Annotated in this window: 18 protein-coding genes and 1 other annotated feature; of the genes, 14 read left to right on the top strand and 4 right to left on the bottom strand. The window is 38.2% G+C overall.

The features are described 5' to 3' along the window. The first annotated feature begins 80 nt into the window (after window positions 1–80). Window positions 81–300: a binding site (T-box leader), on the top strand. 117 nt (window positions 301–417) lie between these two features. The 9 genes from tyrS to NSQ14_RS13565 all read left to right on the top strand — a co-directional run bounded on the left by tyrS (window position 418) and on the right by NSQ14_RS13565 (window position 6875). Beyond that, window positions 418–1680, top strand: a complete 1263-nt coding sequence (gene tyrS, locus NSQ14_RS13605) for a tyrosine--tRNA ligase (protein WP_346216486.1) — start codon at window positions 418–420, stop codon at window positions 1678–1680. A gap of 446 nt (window positions 1681–2126) precedes the next feature. After that, complete coding sequence (locus NSQ14_RS13600) at window positions 2127–2882, top strand: nucleoside phosphorylase (RefSeq protein WP_346216485.1); 756 nt, start codon at window positions 2127–2129, stop codon at window positions 2880–2882. Window positions 2883–3035: 153 nt separating this feature from the next. After that, window positions 3036–3638, top strand: a complete 603-nt coding sequence (locus NSQ14_RS13595; protein WP_346216484.1) for an ECF transporter S component — start codon at window positions 3036–3038, stop codon at window positions 3636–3638. 202 nt (window positions 3639–3840) lie between these two features. Then, window positions 3841–4608, top strand: coding sequence for an energy-coupling factor transporter transmembrane component T family protein (locus NSQ14_RS13590; protein WP_326973559.1), 768 nt, complete (start codon window positions 3841–3843; stop codon window positions 4606–4608). Further along, the gene (locus NSQ14_RS13585; RefSeq protein WP_216406266.1) at window positions 4605–5453 is read left to right on the top strand and encodes an energy-coupling factor ABC transporter ATP-binding protein; all 849 of its coding nucleotides are present in this window, start codon (window positions 4605–4607) and stop codon (window positions 5451–5453) included. Before NSQ14_RS13590 ends, NSQ14_RS13585 begins: the two co-directional genes overlap by 4 nt. Further along, window positions 5446–6249, top strand: a complete 804-nt coding sequence (locus NSQ14_RS13580; protein ID WP_342020469.1) for an energy-coupling factor ABC transporter ATP-binding protein — start codon at window positions 5446–5448, stop codon at window positions 6247–6249. Before NSQ14_RS13585 ends, NSQ14_RS13580 begins: the two co-directional genes overlap by 8 nt. Then, window positions 6246–6407: a hypothetical protein gene (locus tag NSQ14_RS13575; protein ID WP_346216483.1), complete on the top strand. Its 162-nt coding sequence runs from the start codon at window positions 6246–6248 to the stop codon at window positions 6405–6407. Before NSQ14_RS13580 ends, NSQ14_RS13575 begins: the two co-directional genes overlap by 4 nt. Beyond that, on the top strand, window positions 6401–6667 hold the full coding sequence (locus NSQ14_RS13570; protein ID WP_346216482.1) for a hypothetical protein: 267 nt from the start codon (window positions 6401–6403) through the stop codon (window positions 6665–6667). The genes NSQ14_RS13575 and NSQ14_RS13570 overlap by 7 nt, the downstream gene beginning before the upstream one ends. Next, entirely contained in the window at window positions 6609–6875 is a 267-nt protein-coding gene (locus tag NSQ14_RS13565; protein ID WP_346216481.1) for a hypothetical protein, read from the top strand. The genes NSQ14_RS13570 and NSQ14_RS13565 overlap by 59 nt, the downstream gene beginning before the upstream one ends. Before the next feature lie 234 nt (window positions 6876–7109). Here the strand turns inward: NSQ14_RS13565 and NSQ14_RS13560 are convergent, their stop codons facing one another. Continuing rightward, window positions 7110–7970, bottom strand: coding sequence for an AraC family transcriptional regulator (locus NSQ14_RS13560; RefSeq protein ID WP_034771769.1), 861 nt, complete (start codon window positions 7968–7970; stop codon window positions 7110–7112). 226 nt (window positions 7971–8196) lie between these two features. Between NSQ14_RS13560 and rhaB the strand changes: the two genes are divergently transcribed. The 4 genes from rhaB (at window position 8197) to fucO (ending at window position 13195) form a co-directional block, all read left to right on the top strand. Then, window positions 8197–9657: a rhamnulokinase gene (gene rhaB, locus NSQ14_RS13555; protein ID WP_326973590.1), complete on the top strand. Its 1461-nt coding sequence runs from the start codon at window positions 8197–8199 to the stop codon at window positions 9655–9657. 16 nt (window positions 9658–9673) lie between these two features. Further along, entirely contained in the window at window positions 9674–10939 is a 1266-nt protein-coding gene (gene rhaA / locus NSQ14_RS13550) for an L-rhamnose isomerase (protein WP_095142242.1), read from the top strand. A gap of 34 nt (window positions 10940–10973) precedes the next feature. Beyond that, on the top strand, window positions 10974–11798 hold the full coding sequence (gene rhaD, locus NSQ14_RS13545) for a rhamnulose-1-phosphate aldolase (RefSeq protein WP_328189260.1): 825 nt from the start codon (window positions 10974–10976) through the stop codon (window positions 11796–11798). A 245-nt stretch (window positions 11799–12043) separates the two neighbouring features. Further along, on the top strand, window positions 12044–13195 hold the full coding sequence (gene fucO, locus NSQ14_RS13540; RefSeq protein ID WP_343191332.1) for a lactaldehyde reductase: 1152 nt from the start codon (window positions 12044–12046) through the stop codon (window positions 13193–13195). 96 nt (window positions 13196–13291) lie between these two features. On the opposite strand, the gene NSQ14_RS13535 is transcribed toward fucO, so the two are convergent. Continuing rightward, the gene (locus NSQ14_RS13535; RefSeq protein ID WP_041902891.1) at window positions 13292–13744 is read right to left on the bottom strand and encodes a hypothetical protein; all 453 of its coding nucleotides are present in this window, start codon (window positions 13742–13744) and stop codon (window positions 13292–13294) included. 1216 nt (window positions 13745–14960) lie between these two features. On the opposite strand from NSQ14_RS13535, the gene NSQ14_RS13530 reads away from it, so the two are divergent. After that, window positions 14961–15260 (top strand): hypothetical protein, encoded by a 300-nt coding sequence (locus NSQ14_RS13530; RefSeq protein WP_034771747.1) that lies wholly within the window; start codon window positions 14961–14963, stop codon window positions 15258–15260. 325 nt (window positions 15261–15585) lie between these two features. Here the strand turns inward: NSQ14_RS13530 and NSQ14_RS13525 are convergent, their stop codons facing one another. Both NSQ14_RS13525 and NSQ14_RS13520 read right to left on the bottom strand, forming a co-directional pair. Then, the gene (locus NSQ14_RS13525; protein WP_072012698.1) at window positions 15586–15876 is read right to left on the bottom strand and encodes a putative collagen-binding domain-containing protein; all 291 of its coding nucleotides are present in this window, start codon (window positions 15874–15876) and stop codon (window positions 15586–15588) included. A gap of 8 nt (window positions 15877–15884) precedes the next feature. Next, window positions 15885–16241, bottom strand: a complete 357-nt coding sequence (locus tag NSQ14_RS13520) for a hypothetical protein (protein ID WP_041845596.1) — start codon at window positions 16239–16241, stop codon at window positions 15885–15887. Between the last annotated feature and the right edge of the window lie 52 nt (window positions 16242–16293).

Here is a 16293-nt window from a genome sequence, read left to right as displayed (position 1 = left end):
TTTCACATTTTGATTAAATGGCAACAACAAAGTTTGACATCTTTTGATGAATATGCTAAAAATATGGTAACAAAATGAATAATTAAGCAATGATGGGAATTTAGTAGTTTTGCTATCCCTGTTTCGAGAGAACCGGTGGGTGGTGGAAACCGGTACAAATAGGAAAACGAATTACATCCCTGAGCATTCACTGTGAACAAGGTTTATGTGGCTCGTAGCAGTGAACGGTTGTCCGTTAGCAAAATGAGTGGAGGAAATTTTCCTCAAGTTGGGTGGTACCGCGATAGATTCGTCCCTTCGATTGATTCGGAGGGATTTTTATTTTGCCCAATTTTTTAAAAGGACAATAGGGAAAAAATTGTGATGTGAAATGAGAGTTTTCATTTTGCTTATTATTTTGGAAAAGGAGATTGAGTGATGGACTTATTAGAGGATTTACAATACCGAGGGTTAATCAATCAGATTACAGATGAAGAAGGTTTAAAAAAATTATTAGCCGAAGAAAGTGTTAAATTGTACTGTGGATTTGACCCAACAGCAGACAGTTTGCATATTGGGCATTTGTTGCCGATTTTAATACTTCGTCGTTTTCAATTGGCTGGACATCAACCAATTGCGCTCGTCGGCGGAGCAACCGGATTAATCGGTGACCCGAGCGGTAAAAAAGCAGAACGGACACTAAATGCAAAAGAAACCGTGGAAAATTGGGTGGAAAGCATAAAAGGACAATTATCCCGTTTTCTTGATTTTGACAGCAAAGAGAACCCGGCCACCATGGCGAATAACTATGATTGGACAGGGAAGATGGATGTCATTACTTTTTTACGGGATGTTGGGAAAAATTTTGGATTAAACTACATGTTGGCAAAAGATACGGTTCAATCCCGTCTGGAAACCGGGATTTCTTTTACTGAATTTAGTTACATGATTTTGCAGTCCCTTGATTTCTTAAAATTATATGAAACAGAAAACTGTCGTCTGCAAATCGGTGGGAGCGACCAATGGGGCAATATTACAGCCGGGCTTGAATTGATTCGGAAAACACATGAAGAGGCAAAAGCATTTGGATTGACGGTTCCACTTGTAACGAAAGCGGACGGAACAAAATTTGGGAAAACAGAGGGAAATGCAGTCTGGCTTGATCCGGAAAAAACAACACCATATGAATTTTATCAATTCTGGATTAATACCGATGACCGTGATGTTGTGAATTACTTAAAATACTTTACTTTCCTCTCCCATGAAGAAATTGAGGAATTGGCAAAAGCAACAGCGGAACAACCGGAAAAACGTCTTGCCCAAAAAGCGTTAGCGGAAGATGTAACAAAACTAGTCCATGGGGAAGCGGCATTGAAACAAGCAATTCGCATTTCCGAAGCGTTGTTCAGCGGAAATATTAAAGAATTAAACGGTGCTGAAATCGAACAAGGTTTTAAAGATGTTCCTTCATTTACAAATACGGAGGCAGAAGCCAACTTGGTTGATTTACTCGTGGCGGCAAAAATTTCCCCATCGAAGCGGCAAGCCCGGGAAGATTTTCAAAACGGTGCGATCTACATTAATGGTGACCGAGTAACTGATGTGCAGTATGTATTGGGTGACTCGGACAAAATTGAAGGCAAATTTACGATTATTCGTAGAGGGAAGAAGAAATATTACTTGATTATTTCGGAAAGGTAAGTAATTAAGCGTCAGGCCCATGGATTGTTTATTCCATGGACCTTTTCATATATGTTAGTAATGTGTAATTCCCAGTATTTCGGTTCGGTTTTTTGATGGTTTTGTCCAAAAGAGTGCGATTGGGCCCCTTCTAATGGACAATTTAGCTTATGCTTCAACAAAAATTGTCCAATAGAATCATTTTAATAGACAGTTCTGCACGACTTTCTGGCGATTTTGTCCAAAAGAGCACGATCGAAACCCTTCTAATGGACAATTTAGCTTATGCTTCAACAAAAATTGTCCAATAGAATTGTTTTAATAGACATTTCTGTTTTGATTTCTAGGGATATTGTCCAAAAGAGCATGATTCGAAATCTTCTTTGGACGATCTTTACTTAATTTTTTCGAATAATTGGCAGCACCCAATGGAAGTCAAAGAATAAAAAAAGGAGGTAAAAAATGTTATGGGATTATTACAACCACATATTCGACTTGGAAATGACTTAAATGTTACGTATGCAGTTTTGCCGGGAGATCCAAAGCGTGTTGAAAGAGTAATGGAGTTTCTTGATTCGCCGAAAGAATTAGCATTTAATCGGGAGTATCGCAGTGCCATTGGCTTTTATAAGGGTGTTAAAATTCTGGTGGTATCTACCGGTATCGGCGGCCCGTCACTCGGAATTGCGGTAGAGGAATTGAATAATATTGGCGTTACTGCACTTATTCGAATCGGCAGTTGCGGGGCATTACAACCGCACTTGAAAATAGGTGACTTGGTCATTGCATCCGGAGCGGTCCGTAATGACGGAGCCTCATTAGCCTATATCGAAAAAGGTTACCCGGCCGTAAGCAATCCGGAACTATTGTTTTTTATAAAAATTGCAGCCGAACGTCTTCAAATTTCACATCATTTTGGTATTGTAAGAAGTCATGACAGCTTTTATACTGATAATGAGGGGAATATTGACAAATTTTGGTCAAAAAGAAATGTTTTGGCTTCAGATATGGAAACGGCTCCTTTACTGGTGATTTCTGTCCTTAGGAATCTGCAAGCTGCCTCCATCCTAAATGTGGTTGTTTCTGCATCAGGAGACTTACATGAAGGAATTAACGACTATGTTGACGGAGAAAGGAATGCCGAACAAGGAGAAAAAAATGAGATTCTTCTTGCTTTAGAAACATTTGCTTTATTAGATAAGGTGAAGAATGAAAGAGATTGACGCCTGGAAAAAAATTCATGCTATCAAGCTTATGGAGGTGATGCGTTTGAATTAGAAGTATGGTATTTTTATAATTTTCTAAAAAAATTCAAAAGGTCCATTTTATCAAAAACTGGACAAAGGGCACTTGAAAAAGGAAGGAGTGTTTTGAAAATGAAAACGAAAAGCATGTGGTCATTTCGCTTATCTACGGCGGCACTTGTATTAATTCCAATTGCAATTGGAATCAACTACATTGGGAAGACAATTGCGGCCGGGTTAAAACTCCCTTTATGGCTCGATTCATTAGGAACGATTTTATCAAGTATGTTGGCTGGACCGATTGTCGGTGTGTTATCAGGCATTATCAATAATATTATTTATGGAATTACACTTGACCCGGTATCAACCGTATACGCTATCACGAGCGGTGTGATCGGCATTGTCGTCGGTGCTTTAGCTTATAAAGGATGGGTAAATAATTTTGCCAAAGCGCTTTTGTTAGGACTGGTTGTCGGTGCAATAGCGGCAACAGTTTCAACACCATTAAATATGATCTTTTGGGAAGGTCAAACAGGAAATGTATGGGGAGATGCGCTCTATGCCTATATTCTATCCCAAAACGGACCAATATGGTTGGCATCCTTCCTTGATAGTATTGTGGTCGATTTGCCGGATAAATTAATTAGCGTACTGTTATGTTTCTTTATTTTTAAAGGATTACCGAAGAATGTAAAAAGATTATATCAAAACAATCAACGCTTTGAAGAATTGTAACTGTATTTGTTTTTGGGAAAAGGTGGAAGATACTGCTTTTTCCCTTTCCATATTCGGGGATTTTAAAAAGTACAAGTTGTACCTTACAAACTGAGGTAAGCCATGCTTTTCTCATTCGCGCCCGAAGCTAGACAGAAAAAATTATCCATCGTTTTTCAACCGTTTAATACTATAGAAATATCAAGAAGTTGGTGAATGAAAAATGAAATCAATGACCCTTTACGTCAAGCAGGATTCCCCGATCCATGAGATTGATCCGATTACAAAGGTGATTTATGCAATAGTTGCAGCCTTATTACCTTATATTTTACCGTCCCATACAGTAGCTTTGATTGTATTGGTTATTAGTATAATTCTACTTGTCGTCGGAAAAGTGTTCCGAAAGATTATTCCTTTAATTGGTCTCAGCTTATTTTTAATCGTTTCATTAGTTATCATCCAAGGTATTTTCCGACCGGATAATGTAACGCCGCTTTTTCATTTCGGACCAATCATTTTTTATAAAGAAGGTCTTTCCTATGGTTTGTTGTTAATGCTGCGGGTGATTAATTTACTCTGTGCATTCGGTGTTTTGATTTTGACAACAAAACCGGACGATCTGATTCAATCTTTCATCCAAAAAGGAATGTCACCGCGAATCGGATACGTAATCGGTTCTGTGCTTCAGTTAATACCTCAAATGAGTGCAACCATTGCAACGATTAAAGATGCCCAACGTTCACGCGGATTAGAAACAGAAGGAAGTTTATTGGTTCGTATCAAAGCTTTTTTACCTTTAATCGGACCTGTTATCATGAATTCATTAATCTCAACACGAGAGCGCTCTATTGCTTTGGAAGTTCGCGGATTCAATGCTAAGCAAAAGAAAACTTTTTTACATGAAGTCCATACATACAAATATGCAAAAGTGATACAAGCTGTTCTTATACTCATTTTCATTTTTGCTATCCTGTGGAGGATTTTCCTATGAAAAAAATAATTGTTGAAAATTTGAAATATAAATATCCTGACACAGATCAGTTGGCCTTAAATGATGTTTCGTTTGAGGTGGAAGAAGGTGAAGTCATCGGGATTGTCGGCCAAAATTCTGCCGGGAAATCTTCTTTATGTTTGGCATTGACCGGATTAATTCCTCACTTTTTTAACGGTGCGTATGGAGGCAAGGTTTTGATTGACGGCATTGAGGTAAAGACAAGTACAATCACTGATCTTTCTCAAAAAGCCGGACTTGTTTTCGATAATCCGTTTACCCAAATGACGGCCTCTAAATATACCGTTTATGACGAAATCGCATTTGGATTGGAAAATATAGGGGTGTCCCGTGAAGAAATGATTGAGCGGGTCGATTGGAGTTTAAAAATGATGGGGATTGAAAACATAAAGGACAAAAATCCATTTGACTTATCTGGCGGACAAATGCAACGGGTTGCGATTGCAAGTGTGATTGCCATGCGTCCCGAGATTTTAGTTTTGGACGAACCAACATCGCAACTCGATCCTCAAGCGTCCGAAGAAGTATTTCGAGTGATCCAACAATTGAGTCAGGAAGGTATTACCATTGTCATTGCGGAACATAAGATGGAAAAGTTAGCCTGTTTTACGGATCGAATTCTCTTGCTATATGAAGGTAAGCAGATCGACTTTGACACTCCACAAAAAGTTTTTTCTCGGGATGATTTACATGACTATGGTGTAGTCCCGCCGATTTTTACAACTTACTGTAAAGCAATGGGGATGAAAAACAAGAATAACAATACTTACCCGGTTACATTGACAGAAGTTTCTTCACTTTTGGGCGGTGAGAATAATGAATGAAATAAATGTTGAAAATATCTCTTTTTCATATACTGAAGGTCAACCGGTTTTGTCTAACATTGATGTTCATTTTCGTCAAGAATCAACAGCGATCATCGGGCAAAACGGAGCAGGAAAAACGACCTTTGTCAAATTGCTTAAAGGCTTGTTGAAACCGGTAGTCGGAAATATTTACGTGAATGGAATGAATACGCAAGAATATACGGTAGCGCAACTCGCAAGTCAAATTGGCCTCGTATTTCAAAATCCGAACGATCAAATTTTTAAACATACGGTAATTGAAGAAGTAATGTTTGGTCCAAAAAATATTGGTCAGTCAACGGAGGAGGCCAGACAAAACGGTTTGCTGGCACTGGAAAAAATGGGAATCGTTCATGAAGCCGATAAAAATCCATATGACTTAAGCTTATCTGATCGGAAACTTGTTTCAATCGCTTCTATTCTGGCCATGAAACCGCCAATTATTATATTCGATGAACCGACAATGGGACAAGATTATCTCGGTAAAGAACGTTTGAAAAAAATCATGAAGGATCTGCGTGCAGAAGGTGTCCTAGTTTTATCGATTATTCATGATATGGATTTTGTTGCAGAAACTTTTGAACGTACGATTGTTATGAACCAAGGGAAAATCGTTTTGGATGGACCAACTCGAGAGGTTTTTTCTCATGAACAATTGATTCGTGACGTTTATTTGGAACTTCCCCATGCCACACAACTTGGAAAACAACTAGGTTTGAAGCAAACATTTTTAACTGTGGATGAATTGATCAATTTTAACCGAAAAAAGCAATGACAACGAGAACGGATCTCGTCGTCAAAAAAGTGGGTTTTCCGGTTCAAAACGACGACGAGAAGTGGTCTCGTCGCCAAAAAGGTAGGTTTTCCGCCTCAAAACACGACGAGAAAAGGTCTCGTCGCCAAAAAAGTGAGTTTTCAGCCCCAAAATGGTGACGAGAAAGGGTTTCGTCGTCAAAAACGAACATTTTCCGCCCCAAAAAGGTGACGAGAATGAGTATCGTCGCCAAAAAGGTAGGTTTTCCGGTTCAAAACGACGGCGAGAAGGGGCCTCGTCGCCAAAAAAGTGGGTTTTCCGCCCCAAAATGGTGACGAGAAAAGGTTTCGTCGCCAAAAACGAGTATTTTCCGCCCCAAAATGGTGACGAGAAAGGGCCTCGTCGCCAAAAACGAGCAATTTTCGGCTCAAAATGGTGACGAGAAAAGGTCTCGTCGCCAAAAAGGTAGGTTTTCCGGTTCAAAACGACGGCGAGAAGGGGCCTCGTCGCCAAAATGGAGCAATTTTCGGCTCAAAGTGGTGACGAGAAAAGGTCTCGTCGCCAAAAACGAGTATTTTCCGCCCCAAAATGGTGACGAGAAAAGGTCTCGTCGCCAAAAACGAGTATTTTCCGCCCCAAAAAGGTGACGAGAAAGGGTTTCGTCGTCAAAAACGAGCAATTTCCGCCTTAAAATGGTGACGAGAATAGGTCTCGTCGCCAAAAAGGTAGGCTTTCCGGTTCAAAACGACGACGAGAAAGGGTCTCGTCGTCAAAAACGAGCAATTTTCGACTCAAAGTGGTGACGAGAAGAGTCTCGTCGCCAAATTAAGGTGTTTCTCGCGTCAAACTGGCCGAGCCGGTCTCTCATCTTTATTCATCAGTTACCCGTTCTTCCGATATTCCAACGGTGTCATTTCCGTTTTCCGCTTGAACAGCCGGTTGAAATAAGGGGTGTCTTCAATGCCGACCTCATAAGCTATTTCCTTTACGCTTTTATTGGTATAACGAAGCAGGCTTTTTGCTATGTTAATTCGAAAATTAATTAAATATTCAATCGGTGGAATCCCAATAAAATGAGTAAATTCCTTGCTTAATTGAAATTTATTTAAGCTACACATATGCTCTAGATCTTGTAAACCAATTTTCTTCTTAAAATTGTCTTCCAAATAATTTTTTATTTGTAAAATATAGTCAGGGATATTTTTTTCCTCAAAACCAAGATCATATTTTTGCATCAAGATTTCATTTAGCATTTCATGGATTAACAACGAAATTTGAAATTCTGTCTTGGCATTACGCGTTTGTTGCAAGTCCATGATCTCTTTGATGATCTTATGGATCCGATCGTTTTTGGCCTTAAAAACATTACTGCCGTTTTTTATATATTCTTCATAAAAGGCCTCAACATTCGGACCGTAAAAATGAATCCAGTCCATCTCCCATGGTTCATCACTGACAGTCGCGTAATGCTGATAATTCATACAATCAATAAAAAAAATATCATCTTTTTCAATCGTATACACCTGCCCTTGATAGCGGAGCCGCCCTTTCCCGCCAAAAGTAAACTTCAATAAATATGACTTCAAGTTTTGTCTCTCCGTAAAATAAGGTTTCATTGCCTTAAAATGGCCGATCTCCTGAATATAGTAAAATAGTTGTTTTGCCCGTGTAGAAGGAGTATTAAAGATTCGAATGGAATCATCCGTCCATGAATGATCTGCTTTTTCCCAATATTTCTCCATAATAATCACTACTCCAATTTTCCTTTTTCCTCATTATGCCACAACATTTCTAACTTACCAAGATAGTACAATAAAATACCAATAATGTATCATGATTTTTCTTTTGATAACGTTTACGATATTTGTGTAGGAAGAAAACAATTCAAAAAACAAGATATTAATCAAAACTATGATCCTTGGAAAGAAAGTACAATTAAAGTTGTCGAAAGGAGTGAATGAACAGGTGATGCGAAATTATCTTGCGGTTGATATTGGGGCTTCAAGCGGCCGATTGATTTTAGGAAATGTTCGAGATGGTAAAATCGAAATTCAAGAAATCCATCGCTTCAAAAATGGTTTTTCAAAAACAGACGGACATGACCGCTGGGATATCGACAAATTGATTAACGAAATTTTTATCGGATTAGAAAAAGTGAAAAAAGCGGGTATCAATGAATGCGTTTTAGGAATTGACACATGGGCAGTTGATTATGTACTGATCGATAAATCCGGAAAAAAACTTGCTGATCCGATAAGTTATCGTGATACAAGGACAATCGGTGCTATTGATAAATTAACATCAACCTATCCGAAACAGTATATTTATGAAAAAACCGGAATTCAGTTTCTTGAATTCAATACACTTTACCAACTATATACAGAAGATAAAGAGTTACTTAAACTGGCAGACAAAATTTTACTCATTCCCGACTATATTGGATACGTTCTTACCGGAAAAGCCGTCAGTGAAGTAACCAATTCTTCGACAACACAAATGCTGAATTTACGTGAAAAATTGTTTGATACAGATTTACTCAACCATGTACATGTAACTGAGGACAAATTTGCTCCCCTTGTAGAGTCAGGAACTTCGCTGGGTGGGATAAAGGAAGAATGGTATGAAAAATATGACCTTCCAAAGTGCGAAGTGATTGCTGTTGCTTCCCATGATACCGCATCAGCCGTACTTGGAACTCCGGGGTTCGGTGATAACTGGGCTTTCCTGAGCAGCGGAACTTGGTCACTGCTTGGCATGGAATTAACGGTTCCAATTACAAGTGAGGAAGCCTACGAAGAAAATTATACGAATGAATGGGGCGCATATGGCACATACCGTTTTTTGAAAAATATTATGGGACTGTGGATTGTCCAAGAAATTGCCAGAAATTTTGACTACACATACAGTTTTGCCGAAATGGCCGAGCAAGCAGAAAAATGCGAACCTTTTCAACAATTTATCGATGTCAATGATCAACGTTTTAACAACCCGGAAAATATGGTAAAAGAAATTCAAAATTATTGCATGGAAACCGGGCAAAAAGTACCGGAGACAATTGGCGAATTGACGAACTGTATTTATAGTAATTTAGCACTTTGTTATGCAATTGAGTTGGAAAAACTTAGGCGTATTACAGATCGGTCAGTGCAGGACTTGCATATTGTCGGTGGCGGCAGCAATGTTCATTTTTTAAATCAACTGACAGCAAATCTGGCAAATATTCATGTCTATGCCGGTCCGTCGGAAGCGACCGCAATAGGGAATCTACTCGTTCAAATGATTTCAAAAAACGAAATTTCAAATATAAAAGAAGTAAGAGCAATGACAAGGCAATCATTTGAAATGACCACATATAAACCGCAAGACGGAAACTGGCAAGAAGTCATTGCCGACTACAAACAATTTTTACATTCTATTAAAAAACATTGAAAGAGGGTTGCAAATAATGGCAAATCAAGACCAAATTGTCCGCAATTATGAAGTTGCAAAAGAACGATATGCAGAAATCGGTGTAGATACGGAAGAAGCATTAAAAAAATTACAGGATATGAAAATTTCCGTCCATTGCTGGCAAGGTGATGACGTAAAAGGCTTTTTAAACCCGAACGGCGAACTGACCGGTGGAATTATGGCAACCGGCAATTACCCGGGAGCAGCACGGACACCGGAGCAATTACGGCAAGATTTAGAAAAAGCGTATTCTTTAATTCCGGGCAAACATAAATTAAACCTTCATGCGATTTACCTTGATACAGACGAGAAAGTAGATTTAAATGAAATCGAACCAAAGCATTTTACAGCTTGGGTTGATTGGGCAAAAGAACAAGGTTTAGGACTTGATTTTAACCCGACATTCTTCTCCCATCCTATGTTTAAAGACGGATTTACCCTTGCGTCTCCGGACAAGGAAGTTCGTGATTTTTGGGTTGAACATGGGAAACGTACTCGGAAAATTGCCGAATACTTCGGGAAAGAAATCGGTCAAACAAGCATTAATAATTTTTGGATTCCGGATGGTTTTAAAGACAATCCCGTTGATACTTTGGCACCAAGACAACGGTTAATGGAAGCATTGGATGAAATTTTTGCCGAACAATTAAATGAAGACTTTACCCAAGAAGCGGTTGAAAGTAAATTATTCGGTATTGGGGCTGAAGCTTATACGGTCGGTTCCCATGAATTTTACATGGGCTACGGGATTTCCAGAAATAAACTTGTCTGCTTAGATGCCGGACATTTTCATCCAACTGAAGTGATTTCCAATAAATTAAGTGCACTTTCTTTATTCAGTAAAGGAATTTTGCTTCATGTCAGCCGTCCGGTACGTTGGGACAGTGACCATGTTGTTATTATGGATGATGAATTACAAGCTATTGCCAGGGAAATTGTCCGCAATAATTTACTGGAAAGAACCAATATCGGACTGGATTTCTTTGATGCTACCATCAACCGAATTGCAGCATGGGTCATCGGGACAAGAAACACACAAAAAGCATTGTTAAGAGCATTGCTTGAACCTACAGCATTTTTAAAACAAAAAGAATTAGAAGGTGACTTTACAACCCGGTTAGCGTATACAGAAGAATTAAAAGACTTCCCGTTTGGTGATGTTTGGAATTACTTCTGTGTAAAAAATAATGTACCTGTCGGATTCGATTGGTTTAAAGAAGTTCAACAATATGAAAAAGAAATTCTTTTAAATAGAGCATAATTTTTTGGCAGCAAGAATGGAAGGAGTATATACGATGACAAAATTGAATATAATTGACGCATCATTTACACAAGAAATGATGAAAGTAACAGCAAATATGTATCGCCTTGGTTGGGATGAAAGAAATGGCGGAAACATTAGCTATCTTTTAACGGAAGAAGAAGTGGCGGCATATTTAGATATTGAAAAAGTGGTTCGGACAATCCCGATGCAATTTGATGGAAAAGAATTGGCCGGTAAATATTTTATCGTTACGGGATCCGGTAAATATTTTAAAAATGTCATTGATGATCCGGCTGTAAACCTTGGTGTTATCCGTGTTGCAGCAGATGGAAAACATCTTGAATTATTATGGGGCCTAGAAGATGGTGGAAGACCGACAAGTGAATTGCCTTCTCACTTTATGAGCCATATTGCCCGGATGAAAGTCGATCCGGAAAATCGAATCGTTATGCATACTCATGCGACTCACCTGTTGGCAATGACATTTACCCATCCATTAGAAGAAAAAGCATTAACTCGGACATTATGGCAAATGTGTACCGAATGTCTTGTTGTCTTTCCTGAAGGGGTGGGAATTATTCCTTGGCTCGTTCCTGGCACAAACGAAATTGGTGAAGCAACCGCAGCCAAAATGCATGAATTTCATCTGGTGATTTGGCCGTTTCATGGTATTTACGGTGCCGGTCGTAATATGGATGAGGTGTTTGGCCTCATTGAAACGGCAGAAAAAGCGGCAAAAGTATACACCTATGTGCAAGCTCAAGGTGGTGCGAAACAAGCCATCACCGATCAGCAATTAAAAGACTTGGCTGATGCTTTTGGCGTTACACCGAGGGAAGGTTTTTTAGAGCTTTAATTTGATGAAAAATTCTGAACGCCCGTCCGTACAAACGAGTTTCGGGTTGTTCCTCTAAAAATTTTCCGAACGAGAAAGCCCGCTTCTTTAGTGGTGGGAGTTGTCAGAAATAGCTCTATTCGTATGATAAACCGAAATGATTTATGTACAGGGAAATCCCAATCCCGGTTCCTTATACGGGGATTCTTTCTTCAGGATTTACCTATCAACATATATGTGAAAATAATCACAAGGAGGAAACGCAAATGGCAACCAGAATCATCTTAAACGAAACATCCTATCATGGAAAAGGTGCAATTGAACATATTCCGGCAGAAGCAGCAAAAAGGGGATTCAAAAAAGCATTGATTGTCACAGACGCTGATTTAGTCAAATTTCATGTTGTCAGTAAAATTACCGATTTATTAAATGCGAGCGGCTTAGCCTATGAAGTTTTTGACCAAACGGTACCAAACCCAACTGTTGCCGTTGTCAAAGCAGGGGTTGAAGCTTATAAACAAGCAGAAGCAGATTACATCATTGCTATCGGTGGCGGTTCACCAATCGATACGGCAAGAGCAATCGGAATTATCGTAACAAACCCTGAACATGCGGATGTGTTAAGTCTTGAAGGAGATCCGGGAACAAGAAATCCAAGTGCACCAATTTTTGCTATCCCGACAACTTCCGGAACAGCTGCGGAAGTAACAATCAATTATGTGATTACCGATGAAAATAACCATCGCAAGTTCGTATGTGTGGACGCCCATGATATTCCGGTTGTCACATTCGTTGACAGTGACATGATGATGTCGATGCCAAAGGGACTTGCTGCCGCAACCGGAATGGATGCATTAACTCATGCAATTGAAGGATACATCACAAAAGGAGCTTGGGAACTTACAGACATGTTTCATCTTAAAGCGATTGAAATCATTGGCCGTTCGCTGCGTGCATCGGTTGCCGGTGATGTAAAGGCAAGAGAAGATATGGCATTGGCACAATATGTTGCCGGTATGGGTTTCTCTAATGTTGGTCTTGGACTTGTTCATGGTATGGCCCACCCATTAAGTGCTCGTTACAATGCGCCACATGGTGTTGCCTGTGCGACACTTTTACCAACGATTTTGAAATACAATGCAGATTACACCGGTGAAAAATATCGGGATATCGCAAAAGCTCTTGGTGTAGAAAATGTCGATGCAATGAGCCTGGAAGAAGCGAGAGTTGCTGCAGTTCAAGCAGTCGCCCAATTAGGCAAAGATGTTGGCATTCCACAAACAATCGCTGAACTCGGTGTCAAAGAAGAAGGCATTCCTGCCATTGCCAAAGACGCCTTTGCAGATGTATGTACAGGTGGGAATCCGCGTGATACGAGTATTGAGGAAATTGAAATGTTGTATAAGTCTTTGTTATAAAAAAATAAGTGGATGGATTTCAATTGAAGTCCATCCACTTTTAAAAATTTTTGGAACCGTTCATTCAAGTTGAAATGTCGATTGGCAAATTTTTAATTATACTTTCCGCAAATAAAGACCATGCGTTGTGGATATTAATTTTACTAATTCTTTATAATGATTATCACCTAAAAAAACCTTACAAATTAGCCCATTAATCCATAAAATCATCTTCATATTAGGAAAGACAAAACATGACTCTAACTTTTCCCGTAAACTTAGCTTAGCCAGAAGTTGTATCACAGAAAATTTTTCATATAGTAATAAACTACCATTATGTTCTTTTGTTTGATCATTGATTGACTTTAATAAGGAACCTTCTTTTTCATCTGTATAATCCTTTAAAAACTCTAAAAGTTCTGTATTCATATTGTTCAGGATATAAACTGGACTTATCCCCCAAAACCGTTTAATAATTTCAATATATTGTCGTTCAACTTTTAAATAGTGTCTATATTCATTTATATCATCCTTGGAATAATCATAAATAATTTCAAGTTTAAAAAACATTTTGTATGAAATATTGGCAAACCTACACTTTGAATAAGTAGGTTTGCTATTTTTGGGAATAAACTAACTTATATCATGCGTTTATAACGGAAAATTAGTAAAGAGTGATTAATGTGATTTTAAGACTACCATTTTACATTTTCTTAACTTATCATAAATATATAATATAATAACTGAAAAGAACCAACTATAATTGATGTGACTTGAAATGAACAGCTACCAGTTACATTCTTTGCTAGTAAATTACAATAACAATCCTGCTTAATTACCGTCGATCGAACCACTCAAAGACGGATTGTAAAAGTAATCGGACGGTATTTAGAAAGGATTGCGCTGATGAATCAATTGGTGAAACACTAACAAATATGAAGAACCTCCAAGCACATGTTCTTTGGAGGTTTTTTAATAAAAATATTTTAAAAATCAGTTTGTTGTTTCGGTTGAAGTTCTTTTTGTTCTTTTTTTTAGTCTAAAGCACCTGCTGGTTTGACAAAAAATGAGAGAATTAGACCAAGAATTGTTTATACGACCGTAAACGCAAATCCGCATCGCACACCATTTGTTACAGCTGCTGTACGACTTCTATGGATCAAATAAGCTGACACTCCTGCAGATATAAATGTTGTAGTTAGAGCAGTTGCAAATGCCACGCTGACTTGTTGAGCAGTGTTCAAAATTGCATTACCGTCAGGAGATAATTCCCTCGGCAAGTCATTTAAACCATTTGCTTGAGCAGGAGACGGTGTACAATCATAAGTAAAATATTTCCTCCTAAAACAAACAAAACAGAAGAGGAACTATTAATTTCAAAAGTATTATCGCAGCAATAATATTAAAACAAATCCAATTTGAACATTTGAACAAGCTATTTTGTCCCAAATCTATCGTGTAATTTACAGGAAACCGCTGAGACATCCCGTTGATAATTCCTGCTGGCAACAATAAAATACCGACCATCGCAGCAGCAATTAATTTCCCACTTTGCCAGTATATTGGAATTATTAGCATGGAAGACATTATTAAGCTAATTTATTCATGATGAGCAGTGTAACGATGGTAAACATTGAGTATTTGAATGCATTCACTTTCAACATTGGTTTTCTCATGGTTTAACTGTCTCAACGTAACTAGGGCGAGATTGATAAGATTTGAAAATTCTATGCCTACTTTTGTAAAATAGGTGATATAATAGGAAAAAAGGAGGGGAGAAGGGTTTATGGATGTAGAGTTATTGCAAGCTTTACGAACCGTAATAAAAGAAGAAATCGAGCCTGTTAAAAAAGATTTAGAGAATGTTAAACAGGGTTTAGAGAATGTTAAACAGGGTTTAGAGAATGTTAAACAGGAATTGCTGGTTGAAATCAGACAAGTTAAGCAACAGATAATTAAAGATATTTCTACAAGTCTTAGTCAGTATTCGAAAAATTTAGAAGAATATGTTGATAACAAAACAGAAGTATTAAATAAAAGAGTTTATAAGCTTGAAGTTGAGATGGAGCGGATAAGCCAACAATAAAAAAGCCAATGAAGGCTTTATTTTTTTTGCTAATAAAGTGTAAAGTCAATTTCACAAATGCCTTTAGAAGCTTTAATTATTTTCATGCATCTTGGATAAAAATGCTTTAAGCCCCGAAATTAACCGGAGCTTAAAGAATTGAGAGTTATCTATAACCTAAAAATGATTTTGTTACCATGCAAAAACTTTTTTAATCCCAGGAGGTACAGGTGTTTCACCATAAATCTGTGCCTTTTCCAGAATTGTTGTACTATTGTCGGTGTGTTCAATCATGCATATTCAATCTTGTTCATCCCCAGAGGTCGGAGTTTTAATTTTTAGTAAGTCAATTTTTGATAGTACAGAAATCCTCATTGGAATTATAGGTAATGGAATTATTTTGTAAATAGCATTTTCCGTCTCTAGGATTAAACCACCATATTTGTAAATCTTTGCCAATTGTCCAGTTTGATTTGAGTGTTTTTTCTCCACCAGTTGGAAAATAATTACAGGCAAATTTTCCGTTTTTCTCAACACATGCTTGTTTATGTTCATCTATACTCGTTTCAACTCTTGAATTTTGTTCTGTTAAAAGATCTTGACAAGGAACACATTGACTTAAATCTCTTGATAGCAAAAAGAAGTTTAATCATACAAATGAACATCCCAACGATTGCCACAATATGGGTCAACTGGGTTAATTCCTTTAAATGCTGAATTTCCCATCATTTTTTCCACGATCGCATCGACTGTATATGTGTTGTCCGAGTATCCATTGATGAATGTAGATACGTACGGGACATCGATTAAATGATATGGATTTGCCAGGGAAACGAATACGGTCGGAATGTCTTTAGAGAACCATGGTGAATCGATGGCAATGAATGGATTGAAGTTAAGTCGCACTTGAGTACGATTGCTCTTCGTCCGATTACTCTTCGTCCGTTCAACCACAACAAATAGGGATAAAATCCGACCTTCATATTCCCGGGTGGTTGCCAACCCTTTTTAAAAAAAGACCGGTCCCTTTGAAAATTAAAGGAACCAGTCCCTG

Origin of the sequence: Caldifermentibacillus hisashii, assembly GCF_039654145.1 — a bacterium.
In the GTDB taxonomy this organism is placed as follows: Bacteria; Bacillota; Bacilli; order Bacillales; family Caldibacillaceae; genus Caldifermentibacillus; species Caldifermentibacillus hisashii.
Note: the sequence above shows the minus strand (reverse complement) of the source record. Positions and strands in the feature narration are given on the sequence as shown.